Origin of the sequence: Pseudonocardia sp. HH130629-09, from assembly GCF_001294645.1 — a bacterium.
GTDB lineage: Bacteria > Actinomycetota > Actinomycetes > Mycobacteriales > Pseudonocardiaceae > Pseudonocardia.
The window spans coordinates 2,952,869-2,975,113 of record NZ_CP011868.1 but is presented as its reverse complement, the minus strand read 5'-3'; the positions used below and the strand labels follow the sequence as shown (position 1 = coordinate 2,975,113).

Below are 22,245 nucleotides of genomic sequence, written 5' to 3'. Positions count from 1 at the left end.
CCGCATCTCATGACCACACTCGACGACCGTCGACGCGAGCTCATCGCCCGTCGCCTGGCTGAGGCCGGCCTGCAGCGCGACCGCGACGAGCCCGCCGCCGACGACGGCCGGACCGAGTTCGGCCTCACCCCCGGCCAGCGACGGGCCTGGCTGCGTCAGCAGGTCCACCCGGACGGCGTGGCGGACAACCTCGGTGTGCGGCTCACCGTCGAGGGCGAGGTGTCGGAGCCGGCGCTGGTGGCGGCGCTGCGTCACCTGGTGGCACGGCACCCGGTGCTGCGCTCCACCTTCCACGGCGGGACCGGGGACGACACGGCACCGACGCAGCGGGTGCACCCGGCGCCGGAGGAACCCGTCGTCGTCACCGACCTGACCCGGCTCGACGACGACGCCCGTGCCGCCAGGATCGAGGAGGTCGCGCGCGAGCGGGTCCGGCGGCCGTTCGACCTGGCCGTCGAGCCGCCGCTGCGCCTCGATCTGCTCCGCGAGTCCGCCTCCCGGCTCACCGTCCTGCTCACGACCCATCACGTCGCCTGGGACGGGCCGACGTTCGCCGTCGTCGCCCGGGACCTGGAGCGGTCCTACGCCGCCGCCCGTGCCGGGACACCGCTCGACGGGCCGCCCGCACCGGGCCCCGGCCGGTTCGCCCCCGACGGCGCGTCGGACGCCCCGGACCTCACCCCGTGGCGCGAGGCGCTGGCCGAGGAGGTGCCGGGGCCGTTCGTCCACCAGCCGCCCGCCGACCCCGGCGCGCCGGCCGAGGCGGCCCGCCGCACCGACCGCGACCTGTCCGCCGATGCCGCAGCCGGGGCCCGCCGGCTCGCGCGCGAGCTCGGCGTGACCCCCTACACCGTGCTGCTCGCCGCGACGGCCGCCGCGCTCGCCCCGATCGGGCCCGACCCGCGGATCCGTATCGGGACCGTGGTCTCCGAGCGGGACGCCGAGCGCGCCGACGAGGTGGTGGGGAACCTCGCCGACCTCGTCGTCGTACCCACGACGGTGCACGCCGGGGACACGGTCTCCGACCTCGTCGCCCGGGTCGCCGCCGACGCCGGGTGGGCGCGCCGACACGCCGTGCCCTACGACGCGCTGGTCGCCGCCCTCGGATCCCGCTCGGGCGGCGGTCCGGCCGACCTGGCCGACGTCACCGTCGACCTCGTCCCACGGGGCGGGACGGGGCCGCACCTGCCCGGTGCCGGGACGACGGTGACCCGCACCGACCCGGGCGCCGCCGCGCAGCCGCTCGTGCTGGAGTTCTTCGCCGACGACGACGCCCTGCGGGTCGAGGCCGTGCACACGGTCGCGCGTCTGGACGATGCGGTCGTTGCGGCGGTGCTCGACCGCATCGAGCGGGTGCTCTCCACCGCCCGCCCGGCCACGCCGATCACGACGCTCCTGGCCGGCCCGGCGGCAGCCCCCGGCACGGTGCCGACCCCGCTGCCGACCCCGCTGCCGACCCCGCTGGCGAGCCCGGCGCCGACCTCGGTGCCCGGCGGGTCCCCCGCGGAGCTGCTGCGCCGCCGCGCGGACGCGGCGCCCGGCGCCCCCGCGCTCGTCCACGACGGCCGGGAGCTGGACTACGCGGGCCTGGACGCCGCGGTCGACGCGTTCGCCGACCGGCTCCGCACGGCCGGCGTCGCGGCCGAGACCCCGGTGGCAGTGCTGCTGCCCCGCTCGGCGGAGCTCGTCGTCGCGCTGCTCGCCGTGCTGCGGGCCGGTGGCCTGCTCGTCCCGCTCGACCCGACCTACCCGGCGCCGCGCCTGCGCCTGGTCCTCGACGACGCCGCTCCGGCCGTCGTGGTGACCGGCGACGCCCCGCCGGTCGAGCTCCCGGACGGGGCCGTGGTCCTCGGTCCGCCGTCGCTGCACGGCGCCGCCGCTCCGATCGCGCCGTTCCCCGAGCCCGACCCCGCAGCGGCCGCCTACCTGATCCACACCTCCGGGTCGACCGGGAGGCCGAAGGGCGTGCTCGGCACCCACGGGGCGCTGGCCCACCGCCTCGGCTGGGCCGCCGCGGAGTGGCCGGTGCGGCCGGGCGACACCCGGCTCGTGAAGAGCTCGGTGTCGTTCATCGACGGGCTCACCGAGCTCCTCGCCGCGGTCGCCGGCGGCGCTCGCGTCGTACCGGCCGACGACGCCACCGCGGGGGACCCCGCGGCGCTCGCCGAGCACGTCGCCGGGTCCGGCACGGCCCAGCTCACCGCGGTGCCGTCCCTGGTGGCGGCCCTGGCGGCGACCGGTGCGCCCGGCCCGGACCTGCTGAGCAGGCTGGTCTGCTCCGGTGAGCCGCTGACCGCGCAGGTCGTGGCCGCGGCCCGCCGCTGGGCCCCCAGCGCCGAGATCGTCAACTCCTACGGCTCCTCCGAGGTCGCCGGCGACGTCCTGGCCGGCCCCGTCGACCCCGCCGACGACGGGCGGTTCACCGCGGGACGACCCGTCCCGGCCACGACCGTCCGGCTGCTGGACCGGTTCCTCGGGCCGGTGCCCGACGGCGTCGCCGGTGAGGTCTACGTCGGCGGGATCCAGCTGGCGCGCGGCTACGCCCGGCGCCCGGGGGAGACCGCGGCGCGGTTCGTCGCCGACCCCCACGGGTCCGGTGCGCGGCTCTACCGCACCGGTGACCTGGCGGTGCGGCTGCCCGACGGCCGGTTCCGGCTCCTCGGCCGGGTCGACGACCAGGTCACCGTGCGCGGGGTGCGGGTCGAGCCGGGTGAGGTCGAGGCCGCGATCCGCGAGCTGCCCGGCGTCGCCGACGCCGCGGTCGTCGCGCGGTCCACACCGGATGGTCCCGCGCTGGTCGGGTACCTGGTGCCCGCCGCGGACGGGGACACCGACCCGGACACTGACCCGGACACCGATGCGCTCCGGGCGCTGCTGGCGCAGCGGCTGCCGGCGGCGTTCCTGCCGTCGGTGCTCGTCGCGCTGCCCGAGCTGCCGCACACCCCCGGCGGGAAGCTCGACCGGCGGGCCCTGCCCGTACCGGTGGTCACCGCCGGGCGGGCACCCCGCGACGACCGGGAGCGCGAGCTGTGCGGCCTGTTCGCCGAGGTGCTCGGGCTCGACGACGGCGCTGTCGGCGTCGACGACGACTTCTTCGCCCGCGGCGGCCACTCGCTGTCCGCCCTGCGCCTGGTCAACCGGATCCGGGAGCGCTGCGGCGCCGCCCTCGCCGTGCCCGAGGTGTTCGCCGCGCCCACGGTGGCGCGGCTGCGGGTCGTGGTGGACCGCGCGACGCCGGCCGGGACCGCTGCCGCGGTCACGGCCGTGGGGGCGCCCGTGCGCCGCCCGGACGGCGCACCCACCGCCGTCGCGCCCGCGCAGCGTCAGATGTGGACGCTGTACCGGCTGGAGGGGCCGGCCGCGACCTACAACGTGCCCCGGGCCTGGACGGTCACCGGCCCGTTCGACGTCGGGGCACTGCGCGCCGCGCTGGCCGACGTCGTTGCCCGGCACGAGATCCTGCGCACGACCTACCGCGACGGCGGCACCGCCGGTGAACCCGGGAACGACACCGAGGGCGGCGCCGGGATCGACATCGGGAGCGACACTGTGGGCGGCACCGACGTGCAGGCGGTCGTCCATCCCCCCGGTGCACTCCGTGCGCCGGTCGGCTGGTGCGACCTCGCCGGCCGCGACCCCGACGAGCTCCTGACCCGGCTCGTGCGCCACCGCTTCGACCTGGAGCGGGAGGCCCCGATCCGGGCCGACGTCGTCCGCGTCGACGACGACCGGCACCTGCTCACCGTGGTGTGCCACCACATCGCCGTCGACGAGTGGTCCTACCGCACCCTGCTCGCCGACCTGGGGACGGCCTACGCGGCGCGGGCCGCCGGGCGCGACCCGGGGTTCACCGAGCCGGAGCCGCGGTACTCCGACGTCGCGGCCTGGCAGGCGGACACCGTCGGGAGCCCGACGGAGCCCACCCCGCTCGCCCGCGAGCAGCTCGACTTCTGGGAGCGGACGCTCGCCGGTGCCCCCGCCGAGACCACGTTGCCCGGCGACCGTCCGCGGCCGGAGCGCCCCTCGGGGCGCGGGGCGGAACTGGTCGGCGAGCTCGACCCGGACCTCGTCGCGGCGCTGGGCGCGGCCGCCGACCGGCACCGGGTCAGCATGTTCATGCTGCTGCACGCCGCGCTCGCGGTGCTGCTGGACGCCTCGGTCGACGCCGACCGCGGCCCGGGTGACGGCGCCGGGAACGCGGTGGTGATCGGCAGCCCGGTGTCCGGGCGTCGCGACGCCGGCACCGAGGACGTCGTCGGGTTCCTGCTCAGCACCCTGGCCCTGCGGGTCGACCTCGATGGCGACCCGACCCCGGCCGAGGTGCTGGACCGGGTCCGCACCGCCGACCTGGCCGCGATGGGCCGCTCGGACGTCGCGTTCCCCCAGGTCGTCGAGCGTCTGGCACCGGAGCGCTCCGGACGCCACCCGCTGTTCCAGGTCGAGCTGGTGTACCTGCGCACCGACACCGCGGTCAGCGAGCTGGAGCTGGCCGGCGCGGGCACCGCGACCCGGTGGGTCGGGACCGGGACCGCGAAGTTCGACCTGACGTTCGCCTTCTTCGAGACCGCCGCCGACGACCGCCGGATGCGGGTCGTCGTCGAGTACGCCCTCGACCTCTACGACCCGGCCACCGTGCAGGCGGCGCTGGACCGGCTGGTGGCCGTGCTGCGCCGCTTCGTCGACAAGCCCGACGTGCCGCTGTCCGCGCTGCGCGGGTTCGGCGCCCCCGCCGTCGCCCGGCCCCCGGCCGTGGCCCTCGGCCCGGCCGCGACCCTCGGCGAGCTGCTCGCCGCGACCGCGGAACGGCACCCGACGGCGACCGCACTGGTCGCGGGAGAGGAACGCATCGACTACGCCGCGCTGGAGGAGCGGGTGGCCCGGCTCGCCGGGGCGCTCGTCGCCCGCGGGACCGGACCCGGCGACCGCGTCGCGGTGGGTCTGCCGCGCGGTGCGGACATGGTCGTGGCGGTGCTGGCCGTGCTGCGGGCCGGGGCGGCCTACGTCCCGCTCGACGTCGACGCCTCCTCGGCGCGGACCACGACGATCCTCGACGACGCCCGGCCACGCCTGGTCCTCGCCGGAGCGGACTCGCCGTCCACGGTCACCGACGCGGGCGTCGAGGTGCTCCACGTCGACACCGCCGACACGCCCGACACCGCCGGTGCCGGGCGACTCGAACGGCCCGTCGCGGTCGACCCGTCGACCCCGGCCTACGTCATCTACACCTCCGGCTCCACCGGCCGCCCCAAGGGCGTGGAGGTCTCCCACACGGCGGTCCTGGCCATGCTGGCCGCGACCGTCGGGCCGCAGGGGGAGATGACGGTCGGCCCGGACGACACCTGGACGCTGTTCCACTCGGTGGCGTTCGACTTCTCCGTCTTCGAGCTGTGGGGTGCGCTGGCCACCGGCGGCGCCGTCGTGGTCGTCGACCCCGCGACCGCACGCTCGCCCGAGCACCTGTGGAGTCTCGTCGCCGAGCAGGAGGTGTCGGTGCTGAGCCTGACGCCGTCGGCGTTCCACCCGTTCGCCGCGGCCGAGCCCCCGGCGCGGGGCGGCGCCCGCCCGCCGGCGCGGAGCCTGCGCTACGTCGTCTTCGGCGGGGAGGCGCTCGATCCGCGCCTGCTGCGCGGCTGGTTCGACCGCCACCCGGCCGGGAGCCCGGTGCTCGCGAACCTCTACGGAATCACCGAGACCTGCGTGCACACCACCTACCGGGAGATCGGGCCGGAGGACTGCGCCCGTCCGGTCAGCCCGGTCGGTGGGCCGCTCGCCGGCCTGGAGGTGCGGCTGCTGGACCACCGGCTGCGCCCGGCCCCGTCCGGCACCGTCGCCGAGATCTACGTCGCCGGTCCGCAGCTCGCCCAGGGCTACGCCGGCCTGCCCGGGCTGACCGCGACCCGCTTCGTCGCCGACCCCGACGGCCCCCCGGGCACCCGGCTGTACCGGTCCGGTGACCTGGCCCGACGGCGCCCCGACGGCACGCTGGAGTTCACCGGCCGGGCCGACGAGCAGGTCAAGATCCGCGGCTACCGGATCGAGCTCGGCGAGGTCGAGGCCGCCCTGCGCGAGCTGCCCGGGGTCGCCTCGGCGGTGGTCACCGTCCGTACCGTCGAGTCCGACGGAACCCCGCACCGCAGCCTCGCCGGCTACGTCGTCCCCGGCCCGGGGGCGCGGCCCGACCCGGTCGCGCTGCGGTCGCGGCTGGCTGAACGGCTCCCCGCGTACATGGTCCCCTCCGCGCTGGTCGTGCTCGACCGGCTGCCGCTGACGGTCAACGGCAAGCTCGATCGTGCGGCACTGCCCGCCCCCGGCGACGCCGCGCCGGCCCCCGGCGCCCGGGCCGCCGCCGGACCGGAGGAGGCCACCGTCCTGGAGGCGTTCGCCGCCGTCCTGGGGACGGCGGCGGGCCCGGACGACGACTTCTTCGCCGTCGGCGGGGACAGCATCCTGGCCATCCGGCTGGTGAACCGGATCCGCCGGTCCGGGCTGGTGCTCGGTCCTCAGGACGTGTTCCGCGAGCGGACACCGGCTGCCCTGGCCGAGGTGGCCCGCCCGGCGGGGGACACCCGGGCGACCGACGGCGCCGCCGAGGTGCCGCCGTTCCCGATCGTGCAGCGGCTCGCCGAGCTGTCAGGGTCGCACCGCAGGCACAACCAGTCCGTGCTGGTCGAGGTCGGCCCGGGCCGGTCGGTCGCGGCGCTGCGGACCGCGGTGGCCGCACTCGTCGCGACCCACGAGGCGCTGCGGCTGCGGGTCACCGAGGGACTGCGGGAGATGCACGTGCGCCCCGCCGCCGAGGTCGCGGTGGACGGGTGCGTGCACGAGGTGGCGCTGCCCGACCCGCACGGCCCGGACGGGCGACGGGTGCTGGCCGAGGAGTCGGCCGCCGCGACCGCCCGGCTGGACCCGGAGGCCGGGTCGGTGCTGCAGGCCGTGCTGTTCACCGTCGACGGCGACGAGCCGGACCTGCTCCTGCTGGTCGCGCACCACGTGGCTGTCGACGGGGTGTCCTGGCACATCCTGCTCGACGACCTCGACGAGGCGTGGACGGCCGCCGCCGCGGGCCGCGCGGTGCGGCTCGCCCCGCCGGTCACCTCGCTCGCCGAGTACGGCCGGCTGCTCGGCGAGCGCGCGGCCGACCGCGCGACGCTGGCCGAGTACCGGCACTGGCAGCAGGTGCTCGCCGCGGCCACCCCGGTCGTTCCCGACGCCGGCACCGACGCCGACACCGGCGCCCGGCGGGCGACCCGCAGCGCGACCCGGACGGCGACCCGGGTGCTCCCCGCCGACGTGACGGACCGCCTGCTGCGGTCGCCCTGGAACGGCACCGAGCTGAGCCTCGCGGCGACGGTCGAGGCGTGGCACCGCTGGTCCCCGCAGGGCCGCGACGACCTCGTCGTCGACCTGGAGCGGCACGGGCGTGAGGAGCTGGCGCCGGGCGTCGACCTGTCGCGGACCGTCGGCTGGTTCACCGCGCTGTTCCCGGTGCACCTGGTCCGCCGGGAGGGCGCCGCGGCCCTGTTGCAGGACGTCCGCGACCGGCTCGGTGGCCCGGCCGCGACCGGGATCGGGTTCGGGCTGCTGCGCTACCTACACCCGCAGACCGGCCCCCGCCTGGCCGCGCTCGGCACCCCGCCGGTCCTGGTCAACTACCTCGGCCGGATGGACGGCGTGTCCGCGGTCGTGGGGCCGGACGACCCGCGGCGCATCGCCGCGCGCACCGAGCAGGGCCCCGACCTGGAGGTGCCGCACACCTGCGAGATCGAGGCGATGGTGTGCCGCGGGCCCCGTGGCCCGCAGCTGCACGTCGCACTCACCGCCCCGGGCGCCGTGCTGGACGCCGACGACCTGGACCTCCTGGCCCGGCACTGGGCCGAAGCACTGATCGACATCGTGAACGACCCCGCAGCCGCGGACACGTCCGGAGGATCGGCATGACCCGCCCGCCCGAGACCGCACACACTCACGCCGAGGCCGGTGCCGAGCTGCGGGAGCTGGCGCTGCTGCCGTCGGTGGCCCGCCTGGCCGAGGAGTCGCCCGAGGGCGGGCCCGGCCGGGTCCGCGGTCTGCTGCTGCGCCACCGCGGCGCCGTCGACCCCGACCGGCTCCGTGCGGCCTGGGAGCAGGTGCGGGACCGCCACCCGTGGCTCAGCGCGCGGGTCGAGGAGCTGGCGCCCTCGGTCTGGGTCCTGGAGACCGGCGGCCCGCGCCGGGCCGGGCTCGCCGCGGCCCCGGCCGACGACCCGGGTGCGGCGCTCGCCGCCCTGGCGGAGGAGCTGGACCCGTTCGCCGGTGACCTCATCCGCATCGCGCTGCTGCGCGGTGGCAGAGAGGACAGCACAGCGGGCGACACACAGGGCAGCGGCGACGCGGTCCTGCTCGTGGTCCACGAGATCGCCGCGGACGACCGGGGCGTCGTGCTGCTGGCCGAGGACCTGGCCGCTGCCTACTCCGACCCGGCGGGCTCTCGACCCCCGACCGGCACCGGGCCCGACGACTGCGCCGAGGCCCTCGCGGCCCGCCCCGCACCGTCGGCGGAGGTCGTCCGCTCCTGGACCGGGATCCTCGCCCCGGGCGGGGCCCCGTCCGCCGGGGGCGCCCCCGGCCGCGCGGTCGCCACGGCCCGCCCGGGCAGCCCCGCCGCGGACGGCGCCACCGTCGTCGACGTCGCGGTCGTCGCGCTGGCCGCCGCCCTGCGCGACACCGGGCACGCCGCCGACGAGCTCGTCGTCGACGTCCAGGACGGCACCCGGCCCGACCTGGGCGCCGACCTCGACCGCGCCGTCGTCCCGCTCGCCGGCACCGAGCCGGTGCGCGTCACCCCGGCCGGAGTGACCCGCGCCCCGGCCGGACCACACCCCGGGTTCGACCACCACCGCTTCCTCGACGCCCGCGGCGCCCGGGAGCTGGCCCCGCTGGGTGGGGCCACGGTGCTGCTGCGGCGCCACCCCGAGCCCGACGCGGTCCTGCCGATCGACTGGGCCGACGCCGTGCGGGTCCACGGGGACACCGCACTCCCCGACGAGCTCGGACAGGTGGGGCTCGTCGTCGACCTGGTGGAGCACGTCGACGCCACGACCGTGGTCGTCCGCGGCGGGATCGGCGAGGACGCCGGCCGGGTGGCCGAGGCCGTCGCCGCCGCGCTCGCCGGGGCCGCGCACGAGCTGGTCGCCACCGCCGTGGCACCGGACCCGGCCGAGTTCGCCGCGCTGGCCGCGTCGGCGCCCGCCCCGGTGCGGGCGGTGCTGCCGCTGTCCCCACTGCAGGCCGGGATGTACGTGCAGAGCGTCATGGACGCCGAGCGCGACGTCTACTACGCGCAGAACACCTTCCGGGTCGCCGACCGGATCGACCTGGACCGGATGCGGGCCGCCGCAGCCCGGCTCGGCGCCGTGCACCCCGCGGTCCGTGCCGGCTTCACCGGGGACACCGCCGCCGGGCCCGTGCAGTTCTGGTGCGCCGAGCACCCGGTGGAGGTCACCGAGGTCGACCTGCGTGCGGACGAGGACCCGGAGGCCGCGCTCGCCGCCGTCCTGGCCCGCGACGCCGAGGTCCGGTTCTCCCTCACCGACCCGCCGCTGCTGCGCCTGACCGTCGTCCGGACCCCCGACGACGACGTGCTGGTGCTGACCTACCACCTGCTGCTGTGGGACGGCTGGTCACGCTCCCGGGTCCTCGGCGACCTGTTCACCCTGTACCGGGGCGGCGTGCCGCAGCGGCCGCGCCGGTCGTTCGCCGAGCACCTCGCCGCGCTCGCCGCCGCCGACCGCGACGCGGACCTCGCCGCCTGGCGCACCTACCTCGACGGGGTCGAGCCCACCCTGGTCACCGACGGCGCGCGCGGACGCGAGCTCGTCGTCCCCGAGGTGCTGCACGCCGAGCTCCCCGCCGCCCTGACCGGCCGGCTGGAGGCGGCCGCCCGTCGCGGCGGCGTCACCCTCAACGCACTCGCGCAGACCGCGCTCGCCCTCGTCCTGGGCGCCGAGACCGGCCGGACCGACGTCGTGTTCGGCGCGACCGTCTCCGGCCGCCCGGCCGACGGCGACGGCCTGGAGGACACCGTCGGCGTCTTCCTCAACACCGTCGCGGTACGCCTGGGCCTGGATCCCCGGCGCGACCTGCTCGACCACGCCCGCCGGCTGCAGGACGACCGGGCCGGCCTGATGCCGCACGACCACGCCGGCCTCGGTGACGTCCTCGCCGGCCGCGACGGGGACCTGTTCGACAGCCTCTACGTGCTCCAGAACTTCCTCGACGCCGACACCTTCACCGGCTTCGCCCGCGACAACGCCGTCACGGCGATGGACTACTCCGACCACACCCACTTCCCGCTCACCTGGGTGCTCACCCCCGGACCGCGGATCGTCGTCCGGCTCGAGCACCGCCCCGATCTCGTCGACACCGCGACCGCGCAGCGACTGCTCGACCGCTTCGTGCAGGCCCTGCGCGCGGTCACCACCGCCGGCACACCGGCCGGCGCGGTCGACCTGCAGACCCCCGCCGAGCAGGAGGCCCGCGCCGCGCGGGCCGCCGCCAGCGCGGTCGACGTGCCGGACGTGACGATCGCCGAGCTGCTCGCGGAGCGAGCGGCGACCTGTCCGGAGCGGACCGCCCTGGTCGCGGCGGGGGAGCGGGTGAGCTTCGCCGAGCTGGACGCGCGGGTCAACGCGCTCGCCCGCGTGCTGCGGGCCCGCGGCTCCACCGCCGAGACCGTCGTCGCACTCGGGCTGCCCCGCTCGGTCGGCAACGTCGTCGCGCTGTTCGCGGTGCTGCGCGCCGGAGCCGCCTACGTGCCGCTGGAGCTCGACCACCCCGACGACCGGCTCGCCGCGATCCTCCCGGAGTCCGGGGCACGGCTGCTGGTGACGACCACCTCGGTCGCCGATCGCTTCGACGGCGACGTGCCGCAGGTCCGGCTCGACGAACCCGGTCTGTTCGACGGGATCGCCACCGCGCCACTCACCGACGACGAGCTCGGGACCTCCGCACCCGGCACCCCCGGCCGGCTGGACCACCCCGCGTACGTGATCTTCACGTCGGGGTCGACCGGGCGCCCCAAGGGGGTCGTGACCCCCTACCGCGGGTTGACGAACATGCAGGTCAACCACCGTCGGGAGATCTTCGCTCCGACGATCGAGGCGGCGGGTGGTCGGGTGTTGCGGGTCGCGCACACGGTGTCGTTCGCGTTCGACATGTCGTGGGAGGAGCTGCTCTGGCTGGTCGAGGGGCATGAGGTGCACGTGTGTGACGAGGAGCTGCGTCGTGATGCGGAGCGGCTCGTGGAGTACTGCGGTGAGCACCGGGTCGACGTGGTGAACGTGACCCCGACCTATGCCCACCACCTGTTCGCGGCTGGTCTGCTCGACGGCCCGCACGTGCCGCCGTTGGTGTTGCTGGGTGGTGAGGCGGTGCCGGAGTCGGTGTGGTCGCGGTTGCGTGACACCGAGGGCACCTGGGGTTACAACCTCTACGGCCCGACCGAGTACACGATCAACACCCTCGGCGCGGGCACCACCGACAGCCCGACGTCCACCGTCGGCACCCCCATCACCAACACCACCGCCCACGTCCTCGACGGCTGGCTGCGCCCCGTGCCCGACGGCGTCGTCGGCGAGCTGTACATCGCCGGCGCCGGCCTGGCCCGCGGCTACCTCGGCCGTCCTGCCCTGACCGCGGAGCGGTTCGTCGCGGACCCCAGGATCCCGGGCGGCCGGATGTACCGCACCGGTGACCTGGTCCGGCGCCGCCCGGACGGCAACCTCGACTTCCTCGGCCGCAGCGACGACCAGCTCAAGATCCGGGGCTACCGGGTGGAGCCGGGGGAGATCGAGACGGTGCTGGCCGCCGCCGACGGCGTCGACCAGGTCGCGGTCGTCGCCCGCGAGCACGCCGAGGTCCCCGGACAGCGCCGCCTCGCCGCCTACCTCGTCGGCCCGGCGGCCGACCCGCGGACCGCCCGCGACGCCGCCGCCCGCGCCCTGCCCGACTACATGGTCCCCACCGTGTGGTCGGTCGTCGCCGCCCTGCCGCTGACCGTGAACGGCAAGCTCGACACCGGCGCGCTGCCCGAACCGGCGCCGCTCGCCACCGCCCGCAGCCGCGGACCGGCCACCCCGACCGAGCACACCCTCTGCCGGATCGTCGCCGAGGTCCTGGGGGTGGACTCGGTCGGCGTCGACGAGGACTTCTTCACCCTCGGCGGCGACAGCATCTCCGCGCTGACCACCGCGAACCGCGCCCGCAAGGCCGGGCTGCGGATCCGCCCTCGACACGTCTTCGAGGCCCGCACCGTCGCCCGCCTCGCCGAGCACCTCGGCGACGGTGCCCCCGCGGCCGCGGCCGATGGCACCGCAGATCCCGAACCGGCAGACCCCGCCCCGGCGAGCGAGACCGAGACCACCGGCGACGCCGGGCACACCCTGGCCGAGGTCGCCGCCCGGCCCCGCCAGGACGTCGACGGCACCACCGAGGCACCCGCCTCGTCCGGCCAGGTCCGGATGTGGGCGCACGAGCAGCTCGCCGGACCGTCCGCCACCTACCTCATCCCACGCACCTGGCAGGTCGAGGGCCCGCTCGACGTCGCCGCGCTGCGCACGGCCGTCGACGACCTCGCGACCCGGCACGACATCCTGCGCACCACCTACCACGACGTCGACGGCCGGCTCGTCCAGCGCGTACTTCCCGGCACCGCGCCGCGCACCGAGGTCCACGACCGCACCGGAGCAGGCGACGACCAGGTGCCGGACCTCCTGGTCGACCTCGTCCGGACCCCGTTCGCGCTCGACGCCGAGTCCCCGCTGCGGCTGCACGTGGTGCGCACCGCCGCCGACCGCCACCTCGTCGTGCTCGTGGTGCACCACATCGCCGTCGACGACTGGTCGTTCCGCGCGCTGGTGCGCGACCTCGGCACCGCCTACGCCGCCCGCGCCGCCGGACACGCCCCCGGGTTCGCGCCGCTGCCGGTCCGCTACGCCGACTTCACCGGGTGGCAGGCCGAACGCCTCGGCGACGCCCGCGACGCCGGTTCGCTCGCGGCGACCGAACTCGACCACTGGGCCCGCGTCCTCGACGGCGTGCCCACCGAGTGCACCCTCCCGCTGCGGCACGGCCGCCCCGAGACGCGCACCGGGGCCGGCGCGGAGGTGCGGTTCACCCTCGACACCGAGCTCACCGCAGGCCTCCAGCGCCTCGCCGCGGCGCACCGGGTCTCGATGTTCATGCTGTTCCACGCCGCCGTCGCGACCCTGCTCGACCTGCACGGCGCCGGCCCGGACACCGTCGTCGGCGCCCCGGTCTCCGAACGCGACGACGACGCGCTCGCCGACGTCCTCGGCTTCTTCGTCAACACCGTCGCGCTGCGCCTGGACCTCACCGGCGACCCGTCGTTCACCGAGCTGCTCGGCCGGGCCCGCGACACCGCCCTCGACGCGATGGCCCACCAGACCGTGCCGTTCGACCAGGTCGTCGAGCGCGTCAACCCCGAGCGCTCCTCCGCCCGGCACCCCCTGTTCCAGGTCGAGATGGTGTACCTGCGGGTCGAGGACGACGCGGGCGATCTGGTGCTCGACGGCCTCGACGTCGAGCCCCGGTGGGTCGGGACCGGCACCGCCAAGTTCGACGCCACCCTCCAGTTCTTCGAGCGCGCCGGCGACGGGCCGGTGATCCACGGCGCCGTCGAGTACGCCACCGACCTGTTCACCGAGCAGGAGGTCGGCGCCGTCGTCGAGCGGCTCCGCGCGGTGCTGGCCACCGTCGTCGCCGACCCGGACCGGCGCCTCGCGGCGCTGCCGAGCGGGGACCGCGGAGCGCGGGCGCTGCCGGTCCCGCCCCGGGCGGGCAGCGGCACCCTCGCCTCACTGTTCGACGAGGTCGCCACCGCGCGCGGCGGCGCGACCGCCGTCGTCGCCGACGAGCGCCTGCGCTACGACGAGCTCGCCGACCGCGCCGCCCGCCTGGCCGGACTGCTCGCCGCACGCGGGGTCCGCCCCGGGGACCGGGTCGCGATCGCCGTCCCCCGTTCCGCCGCGATGGTCGTCGCGGTGCTCGGGGTCCTGCGTGCCGGCGCCACCTACGTGCCGCTCGACGTCAGCGCCCCCGCCGAGCGCACCGCGCTGATCGTGTCCGACGCGCGGCCACGCTGCGCCGTCGTCACCGACGCCACCCGGGCCCTGCCCGGCGACGTCGACCTGGTCGTGCTGGACGACCCGGACACCACCCGGGACGCGGCGCCGCTCGCACCCGTCGCGGTCCCGCCCGCCCAGCCGGCCTACGTCATCTACACCTCCGGCTCGACCGGCCGCCCGAAGGGCGTCGAGGTGCCGCACACCGCGGTCCTCGACCTCGTCGCCGCCGCCGACCGGCACTACGACCTGTCCGCCGACGACGCCTGGTCGCTGTTCCACTCGATCGCCTTCGACGTGTCGGTGTTCGAGATGTGGGGCGCGCTCGCCCACGGCGCCCGCCTCGTCGTGCCCGACCAGGAGACCGTCCGCTCCCCGGAGGCGTTCTGGGCGCTGCTGCACACCGAACGGGTCACGGTGCTGAGCCAGACCCCCTCGGCGTTCGACCAGCTCGCCGAGGCCGAGCCCGCCGGCGCGGGCGACGCGCTGCGCTACGTCGTGTTCGCCGGGGAGGCGCTGGAGACCCGGCGGCTGCGCCGCTGGTACGCGCGCCATCCCGAGGACGCGCCCCGGCTGGTCAACATGTACGGGATCACCGAGACCTGCGTGCACACCACGTTCCGCGCGCTGCGCCGCGCCGACGCCGACGCGGGGGTCAGCCCGGTCGGCGTCCCGCTCGACGGTCTCGACGTCGAGCTGCTCGACCACCGCCTGCGCCCGGTGCCCGACGGCGTCGTCGGTGAGGTCTACGTCCGCGGCGGCCAGCTCGCCCAGGGCTACCTGGACCGGCCCGGCCTGACCGCGTCCCGGTTCGTCGCCGACGCCGGGGGCGGACGTCTCTACCGCTCCGGTGACCTGGCCCGCCGCGGCCCCGGCGGCGAGCTCGAGTTCGCCGGCCGCGCCGACGACCAGGTCAAGATCCGTGGGTTCCGGGTGGAGCCCGGCGAGGTCGAGGCCGCCCTGCTCGGCCTGCCCGGTGTCGGCCGCGCGGTCGTCCTGCCCTGGGACGGCCCCGGCGGCACCCAGCTCGTCGCCTACGTCGTCGCCCCCGCCGGCACGGCCGCCCCGCGCACCGACGGTGCCCGGCTGCGCGAGGAGCTCGCCGGTCTGCTGCCCGGCTACATGGTCCCCGCCGTCGTCACCGTGCTCGACACCGTTCCGCTCACCCTGAACGGCAAGCTCGACCGCCGTGCGCTGCCCGCCCCGCAGCTGTCCTCGGCCGGGGGCCGCGCCCCCGCCGGACCGGCGGAGGAGGCGGTCGCCGCCGCGTTCCGCACCGTGCTCGGTGTGGACAGGGTCGGTGCCGACGACGACTTCTTCGCCCTCGGCGGCCACTCGCTGCTCGCCCTGCGGCTGGTCCACGAGCTCGGCGGCGACGTCAGCGTCCGCGACGTGTTCGACCACTCCACGGTCGCCGGGCTCGCCGAGCTGACCGGGCGTGGTGGCCCGGCGGGCCGCCCGGCGCTGCGCCCGGCCGCCCGCACGGGCCGCGCACGGTCGCTGTCCGCCGGGCAGCGCCAGATGTGGGCCCTGCACCGGGTGTCCGGCCCGGATGCCGTCTACGACGTGCCGAACGTGCTCCGCCTGCGCGGCCCGCTCGACACCGCAGCCCTCGCCGACGCCGTCGCCGACCTGGCGGTGCGGCACGAGGTGCTGCGCACCGTCTACACCGACGGCAACACCGATGGCGACGGCGGCCCGGCCGGCGTCGTCGTCGACCGCGACCGGGTGCGCGCGGCCGTGCTGCACGAGCGGGTCACTCCGGAGACCCTCGACGAGCGGATCGCCGCCGCCGCTACCCACCCGTTCGACCTCACCGCGCAGCCGCCGCTGCGGGCGGTCCTGCTGGAGCTGGACCCGGCCGACCACGTCCTCGTCCTGACCCTGCACCACATCGCCACCGACGAGTGGTCGTGGCGCCCGCTGGTCCGCGACCTCGAACGCGCCTACGCCGACCGCCGCGCGGGCCGCGGCGCACCCGAGCCGGCGCCGGTGCAGTACGCCGACTTCGTCGACTGGCAGGCCGCGTGCCTGGCCGACGGCGCCGCCACCTCGGCCGCGACCCAGCTCGACCACTGGCGCCGCGTCCTGGACGGCGCCCCACCGGAGTGCACGCTGCCCGCGGACCGCCCGCGGCCGGCCACACCGACCGGGGCCGGTGGCGTCGCGCGGGTCGAGATCGGCCCCGAGCTCACCCGCGCGGTGCACCGGGTCGCCCGCGAGCGCGGCGTCACCACCTTCATGGTGCTGCACGCCGCCCTCGCCGTGCTGCTGGCCCGGCACCGCTCCGGCGGCGACGGCTCGGACACCGTGGTGGGCACCCCCATCTCCACCCGGTTCGACCCGTCGCTCACCGACGCCGTCGGCTACTTCCTCAACACCCTCGCGCTGCGTCTGGACGCCCGCGGCGACCTCGCCGTCGGCGAGCTGCTCGACGCGGCCAGGGCCGCGGACCTGACCGCCTACGACCACGCCGACGTCCCGTTCGCCGACGTCGTCGGCGCCGTCGGGCCGCCGCGGGCACCGGGACGGAGCCCGCTGTTCCAGGTGATGCTGGTCTGCCTGTCCGGTGAGACCGACGTCGTGCACCCGAGGCTCGACGGCGTCGAGGTGAGCACGCACCACGTCGACACCGGCACCGCGAAGTTCGACGCGTCGTTCAACTTCCACGATGCACCGGACCTGCTGACCGGGGTCGTCGAGTACGCCGTCGACCTGTTCGACGCCGACACCGTCGCCCGCATCGCCGACCGGTTCGTCACGGTGCTGCGCGGCCTCGTCGGGGACCCGGCCACCCGGGTCGGCACGCTCGACGTGCTCGCCCCCGCCGACCGCGCGCTCGCCGCCGAGCGGGCCCGCACCGCCGCGACGGAGGTGCCGGACGTGACGATCGCGGAGCTGCTCGCGGAGCGGGCGGCGGCCTGTCCGGGGCGGACGGCGCTGGTCGCGGCGGGGGAGCGGGTGAGCTTCGCCGAGCTGGACACGCGGGTCACCGCGCTGGCCCGGGTCCTGCTGCGCCGGGGGGTCGGCCCGGAGTCGGTCGTGGCGTTGGGTCTGCCGCGTTCGGTGGGCAACGTGGTGGCGTTGTTCGCGGTGCTGCGTGCGGGTGCGGCCTATGTGCCGTTGGAGCTGGACCATCCCGACGAGCGGCTGGCGGAGATTCTCGCCGCGTCGGGTGCGGCGTTGCTGGTGACCGATTCCACTGTCGCGGCGCGCTTCGACCCGGGTGCGCCGCAGGTGCGTCTGGACGAGGCGGGTCTGTTCGACGGTGTCCCGGACACTCCGCTGACCGACGAGGAGCTGGGGTCGTTCGTCCCCGGCGCCCCCGGCCGGCTGGACCACCCCGCGTACGTGATCTTCACGTCGGGGTCGACCGGGCGCCCCAAGGGGGTCGTGACCCCCTACCGCGGGTTGACGAACATGCAGGTCAACCACCGTCGGGAGATCTTCGCTCCGACGATCGAGGCGGCGGGTGGTCGGGTGTTGCGGGTCGCGCACACGGTGTCGTTCGCGTTCGACATGTCGTGGGAGGAGCTGCTCTGGCTGGTCGAGGGGCATGAGGTGCACGTGTGTGACGAGGAGCTGCGTCGTGATGCGGAGCGGCTCGTGGAGTACTGCGGTGAGCACCGGGTCGACGTGGTGAACGTGACCCCGACCTATGCCCACCACCTGTTCGCGGCTGGTCTGCTCGACGGCCCGCACGTGCCGCCGTTGGTGTTGCTGGGTGGTGAGGCGGTGCCGGAGTCGGTGTGGTCGCGGTTGCGTGACACCGAGGGCACCTGGGGTTACAACCTCTACGGCCCGACCGAGTACACGATCAACACCCTCGGCGCGGGCACCGACGACAGCGCGACCTCGACGGTCGGGCGGCCCATTACCAACACCCGCGCGGTCGTGCTCGACCCGTGGCTGCGGCCGGTGCCCGACGGTGTCGCCGGCGAGCTGTACGTCGCCGGGATCGGCCTGGCCCGCGGCTACCTCGGCCGGCCGGACCTCACCGCCGAACGGTTCGTGGCCGACCCGTGGACCTCGGGGGAGCGGATGTACCGCACGGGTGACCTGGTGCGGCGCCGCGGCGACGGGAACCTGGACTTCCTGGGGCGCAGCGACGACCAGCTCAAGATCCGGGGCTACCGGGTGGAGCCGGGGGAGATCGAGACGGTGCTGGCCGCCGTCGACGGCGTCGGGCAGGTCGCCGTCGTCGCGCACGACACCGCGACCGGCCCGAAGCGGCTGGCCGCCCACCTCGTCCCGGCCTCCGGGGACACCCCGCTCGACCCCGTCGCCGTGCGCGACACCGCGGCCCGGCTGCTGCCCGACTACCTCGTGCCCACGCTGTGGTCGGTCGTCGCGGCCCTGCCGCTGACGGTCAACGGCAAGCTCGACACCGCCGCGCTGCCCGAACCGGCGCCGCTCGCCACCGCCCGCAGCCGCGCCCCGCACACCCCGGTCGAACGGACCCTCTGTCGCATCCTCGCCGAGGTCCTCGGGGTGCACACGGTCGGCGTCGACGACGACTTCTTCGGCCTCGGCGGCGACAGCCTGTCCGCGATCGGGATCGCCGACCGCGCCCGCGCCGCCGGACTGTCCCTGCGGGTCCGCGACGTGCTGGCGCACCCCACCGTGTCCGGCCTCGCCGCGGCACTCGGCGACGTCCCCGACCTTCCCGACCACACCGGGACGAACGACGGACCGGGCTCCGGACCGGACAGGAGGGCACCGGCGGCCGCCGACGCCGCGCCGGCCGACACCGTTCCCGCGGACACCGTCTCGGCCGACCGGATCGAGCTCACGCCGGTCATGCGCCGGCTCGGGGAGCTCGGCGGGCCGATCACCGGCTACCACCAGGCCACCCTGGTGCGGACCCCGGTCTGGTTCACCGCCGACGACCTCACCGGTCTGGCCGGGCGGCTGCTCGACACCCACCCGACCTTCCGGGCCGCCCTCGTGACCGGTGACGACGGCCGCTGGGAGCACCTCGTCGTCGCCCCGGCAGGGACCCTCGACCCCGCGTCCCACACCCGTCGGGTCGACGCGACCGCTCTCGGCGACGACGAGCTGGCGGCAGCGCTGACCGCCGCGACCGTCGCCGCCCGCGACCAGCTCGACGCCGCTCCCGGTGGGATGCTGCGCCTGGTGTGGCTCGACCGCGGACCCCGGACACCCGGGCGCCTCGTCGTCGCCGCGCACCACCTGGCCGTCGACGGCGTGTCCTGGCGGCTGCTCGTCGCGGACATCGCCGCCTGGGGCCCCGGCGGCACCGGCACCCCCGCGCCCCCGGAACGCACCACCTTCGCCCGGTGGTCGCGGCGGCTCGCCGAACACGCCGCGTCCCCCGAGGTCCGCTCTGAACGCGACGGGTGGGCCCGCCGCGTCGCCGAGGCGGCACCGCTGCCGCTGCGCCGCCCCCGCGCCGCGCACGACGTCGTCGCGGGGGAGCGCCGGACGAACGTCACCCTCCCTGCCCGGCTCGGCGCGGCGCTGCTCGTCGACCTGCCGCGCCGCAGCGGCGCCGGACCGGACGGCGTGCTGCTCGCCGCACTCGGCGAGGCCCTGCAGGAGCTCCGTCCCGGCGGGCCCGTGCTGGTCGACACAGAGAGCCACGGGCGCCTCGACGACCTGGCCGACCCCGAGGCCCCCGACGGCCGGTGCGACCCCGCACGCACCGTCGGCTGGTTCACCGTCGTCGCCCCGGTCCCGGTCGGCCCCGCCGGCCCCGACCCGGTCGACGCCGTCCGGCGGGTCGCCGGCCCCCAAGGCGAGTTCGGCGACGGCGGCGTGGGCCACGGCCTGCTCCGCTTCGCCGCCGGGAGCGGGCAGGCCCTGCCGCCGTCCGGTGCCGAGGTCGAGCTGAACTACCTCGGCCGGATCGCCGCAGGCCCACCGCCGCGCGACGACGCCTTCTCCGCCGCACCCGAGACCGCGGCGGTCCAGGTCGGTGCGCCCGGCGGCGTCCGGTCCGGGCACGCACTCGTGGTCGACGTGCTCGCCCGCGAGACCCCGGACGGGCCCGAACTGGAGGCCGGCTTCACCCACGCCCGCGGGGTGCTCGACGACGACGCCGTCGACCGGGTCGCGCACCGCTGGACCGAGACCCTCGAGAGCTGGGCGCGCACCACCCGGGAGGAGATCTGATGGCCGCCGGGATCCTGCTCGACCTCAGCCCGCTGCGCGAGGACCGGACCTTCCGGAACCTGTTCGTCGGGCGCACGATCCTGCTGTTCGGGGTCGGCGTCGTCGCGGTGACCGTGCCGCTGGAGGTCTACACCCGCACCGGGTCCACACCGACCGTCGGGCTCGTGTCCGCCGCTGAGTCGGTCGCGTTCCTGATCGGGTTCCTCGGCGGCGGGGTGCTCGCCGACCGCACCGACCGCTGGCGGCTCATCCGCATCACCTGGGCGCTGAGCGGGATCTCGTTCGCGCTGCTCGCCGTCAACGCCGCCGTGTGGGAGTCGACCGCGCTGACCGCGCTGTTCGTCGCCACGAACGGGCTGTCCGGATCGGTCTGCATCACCGCGATGCTCGCCGTGATGCCGTCCATCGTGGACCGTTCCAAGCTGCATGCGGTCGGCGCGCTCAACACCGTGTCGCTGCGGCTGGGGTCGGTGCTGGCCCCGGTCCTCGGCGGCCTCGCCTTCGCCGTCGGCTCCGCCGCCTGGAACTACGCCGCGGGTGCGGCGGCCGCCGCGCTCACCTGGGTGCTGCTCGCCGTCACCCCGCCGCCGGGCCACGGCCGGGTCGCGGGAACCGCGGACACCGCGGAGGAGCACCTCGCGGACGGGACGGCCCCGGACGCCGTGGAGGGACCGCTGCGCGCGCTGCGCACCGGTGGCCGGTTCGTCCTGGGCGAGCCCGTGGTGCTCGGGGTGATGGCCGCCGGGGTGGTGGGCATGCTCGGCGGCGGCTCGATCGTGCTGGTCCCGGCGCTGGTCGCGGCCCGCTTCGACGGTCTCCCGGTCGCCGTCGGCGCGATCTACGCCGCGCTCGCGTTCGGGGTCGTGGTGGGCTCGCTGGCCAGCGGCTGGGTCCGGCGCCACCCACGGCCCGGGCTGCTGCTGCTCGTGCTGATGGTCGGGTGCTTCGCCCTCTACGCGCTGGCCGGTGCCGCCCCCGCGCTGTGGCTGACGCTCGTGGCGCTCGTCGCGGCCGGCGCGGTCAACGCGGTCGAGGAGGTGCTGCGCTACGCCCTGCTGCAGCTGCGCACCCCCGACGGGCTGCTCGGGCGGGTCAACAGCCTGTTCTCCGCCCAGGCGATGGGTGGTGCCGCGATCGGCGCCGTCGTCGCCGGGACGGTCGGGGGGATCGTCGGCGACGCCGACGCCCTGTGGGTCTACAACGCCGTGATGACGGTGGTCGCGCTCCTGGCGGGGGTCCTGCTGCGCCCGCTGCGCCGCGCCACCCGGGAGTCGGTCGAGGAGCGAGTCGCATGATCTTCGTCGGGGACGGGGCACTGCTGTGGCGGGCCGTCCGGTACGCGCTGGACCGCGGGCACACCGTCGACGCGGTCTGCCACGGTCCGCGCAGCGCCGCTACCGTCGGGGTGCCGCCCCAGGTCGTCGTGCACGAGGTCGCTGACGGCGCCGCGCTCGACGCGCTGGCCGGTGACCTCACGGCCCGGTGTTCCGACGGGCTCCTGTGGTCGCTCGACAACCCGTTCCTGCTGCGCGACGGCCTGCTCGGCTCGGGTCTGCGGCTGCTGAACGTGCACGGCGGGCCGCTCCCCGGTTACCGGGGGCTGCCGCTCGCGACGGTGGCGTACGCGATCCTGCACGGCGAGCAGGAGTTCGCGGCGACCCTGCACGAGATCGAGGCCGGGATCGACACCGGGCCGGTGCTCGCCGAGTCCCGGTTCCCGGTCGACGACGACGCCGTCTTCGAGGACGTGATGATCGACCTCGTCGACGCCGCGCACGAGGTGTTCACCGAGCACCTCGACGCGGTGGTTGCCGGCTCCGGACCGACGCCGTACCGGCCCGACGGGGTGCCCGGCTACTACGGCCTCGCCGAGGCCCGCGCGATCGCCGATATGCGCGACCACCCGCGGTACGACCGGGCGACCGAGCTCGGGTTCTTCGCCGACGTCTGGCCCGAGGCCGCGCAGGCCTGGGGCGCGGACGGGACGTGA

Annotated in this window: 4 protein-coding genes; all 4 read left to right on the top strand. The window is 76.6% G+C overall.

The features are described 5' to 3' along the window. The first annotated feature begins 9 nt into the window (after positions 1 to 9). Genes XF36_RS13630 through XF36_RS13615 form a run of 4 tightly spaced genes read left to right on the top strand, consistent with a single transcriptional unit; the run spans position 10 to position 22,245 of the window. The gene (locus tag XF36_RS13630) at positions 10 to 7,938 is read left to right on the top strand and encodes a non-ribosomal peptide synthetase (RefSeq protein WP_060712277.1); all 7,929 of its coding nucleotides are present in this window, start codon (positions 10 to 12) and stop codon (positions 7,936 to 7,938) included. Beyond that, positions 7,935 to 20,255 carry a non-ribosomal peptide synthetase gene (locus XF36_RS13625; RefSeq protein WP_060712276.1) on the top strand — a complete coding sequence of 4,107 codons (12,321 nt, stop codon included), beginning with the start codon at positions 7,935 to 7,937 and terminating at the stop codon, positions 20,253 to 20,255. The genes XF36_RS13630 and XF36_RS13625 overlap by 4 nt, the downstream gene beginning before the upstream one ends. Then, the gene (locus XF36_RS13620; protein ID WP_060712275.1) at positions 20,255 to 21,550 is read left to right on the top strand and encodes an MFS transporter; all 1,296 of its coding nucleotides are present in this window, start codon (positions 20,255 to 20,257) and stop codon (positions 21,548 to 21,550) included. The genes XF36_RS13625 and XF36_RS13620 overlap by 1 nt, the downstream gene beginning before the upstream one ends. After that, positions 21,547 to 22,245, top strand: a complete 699-nt coding sequence (locus XF36_RS13615) for a formyltransferase family protein (protein WP_060712274.1) — start codon at positions 21,547 to 21,549, stop codon at positions 22,243 to 22,245. The genes XF36_RS13620 and XF36_RS13615 overlap by 4 nt, the downstream gene beginning before the upstream one ends.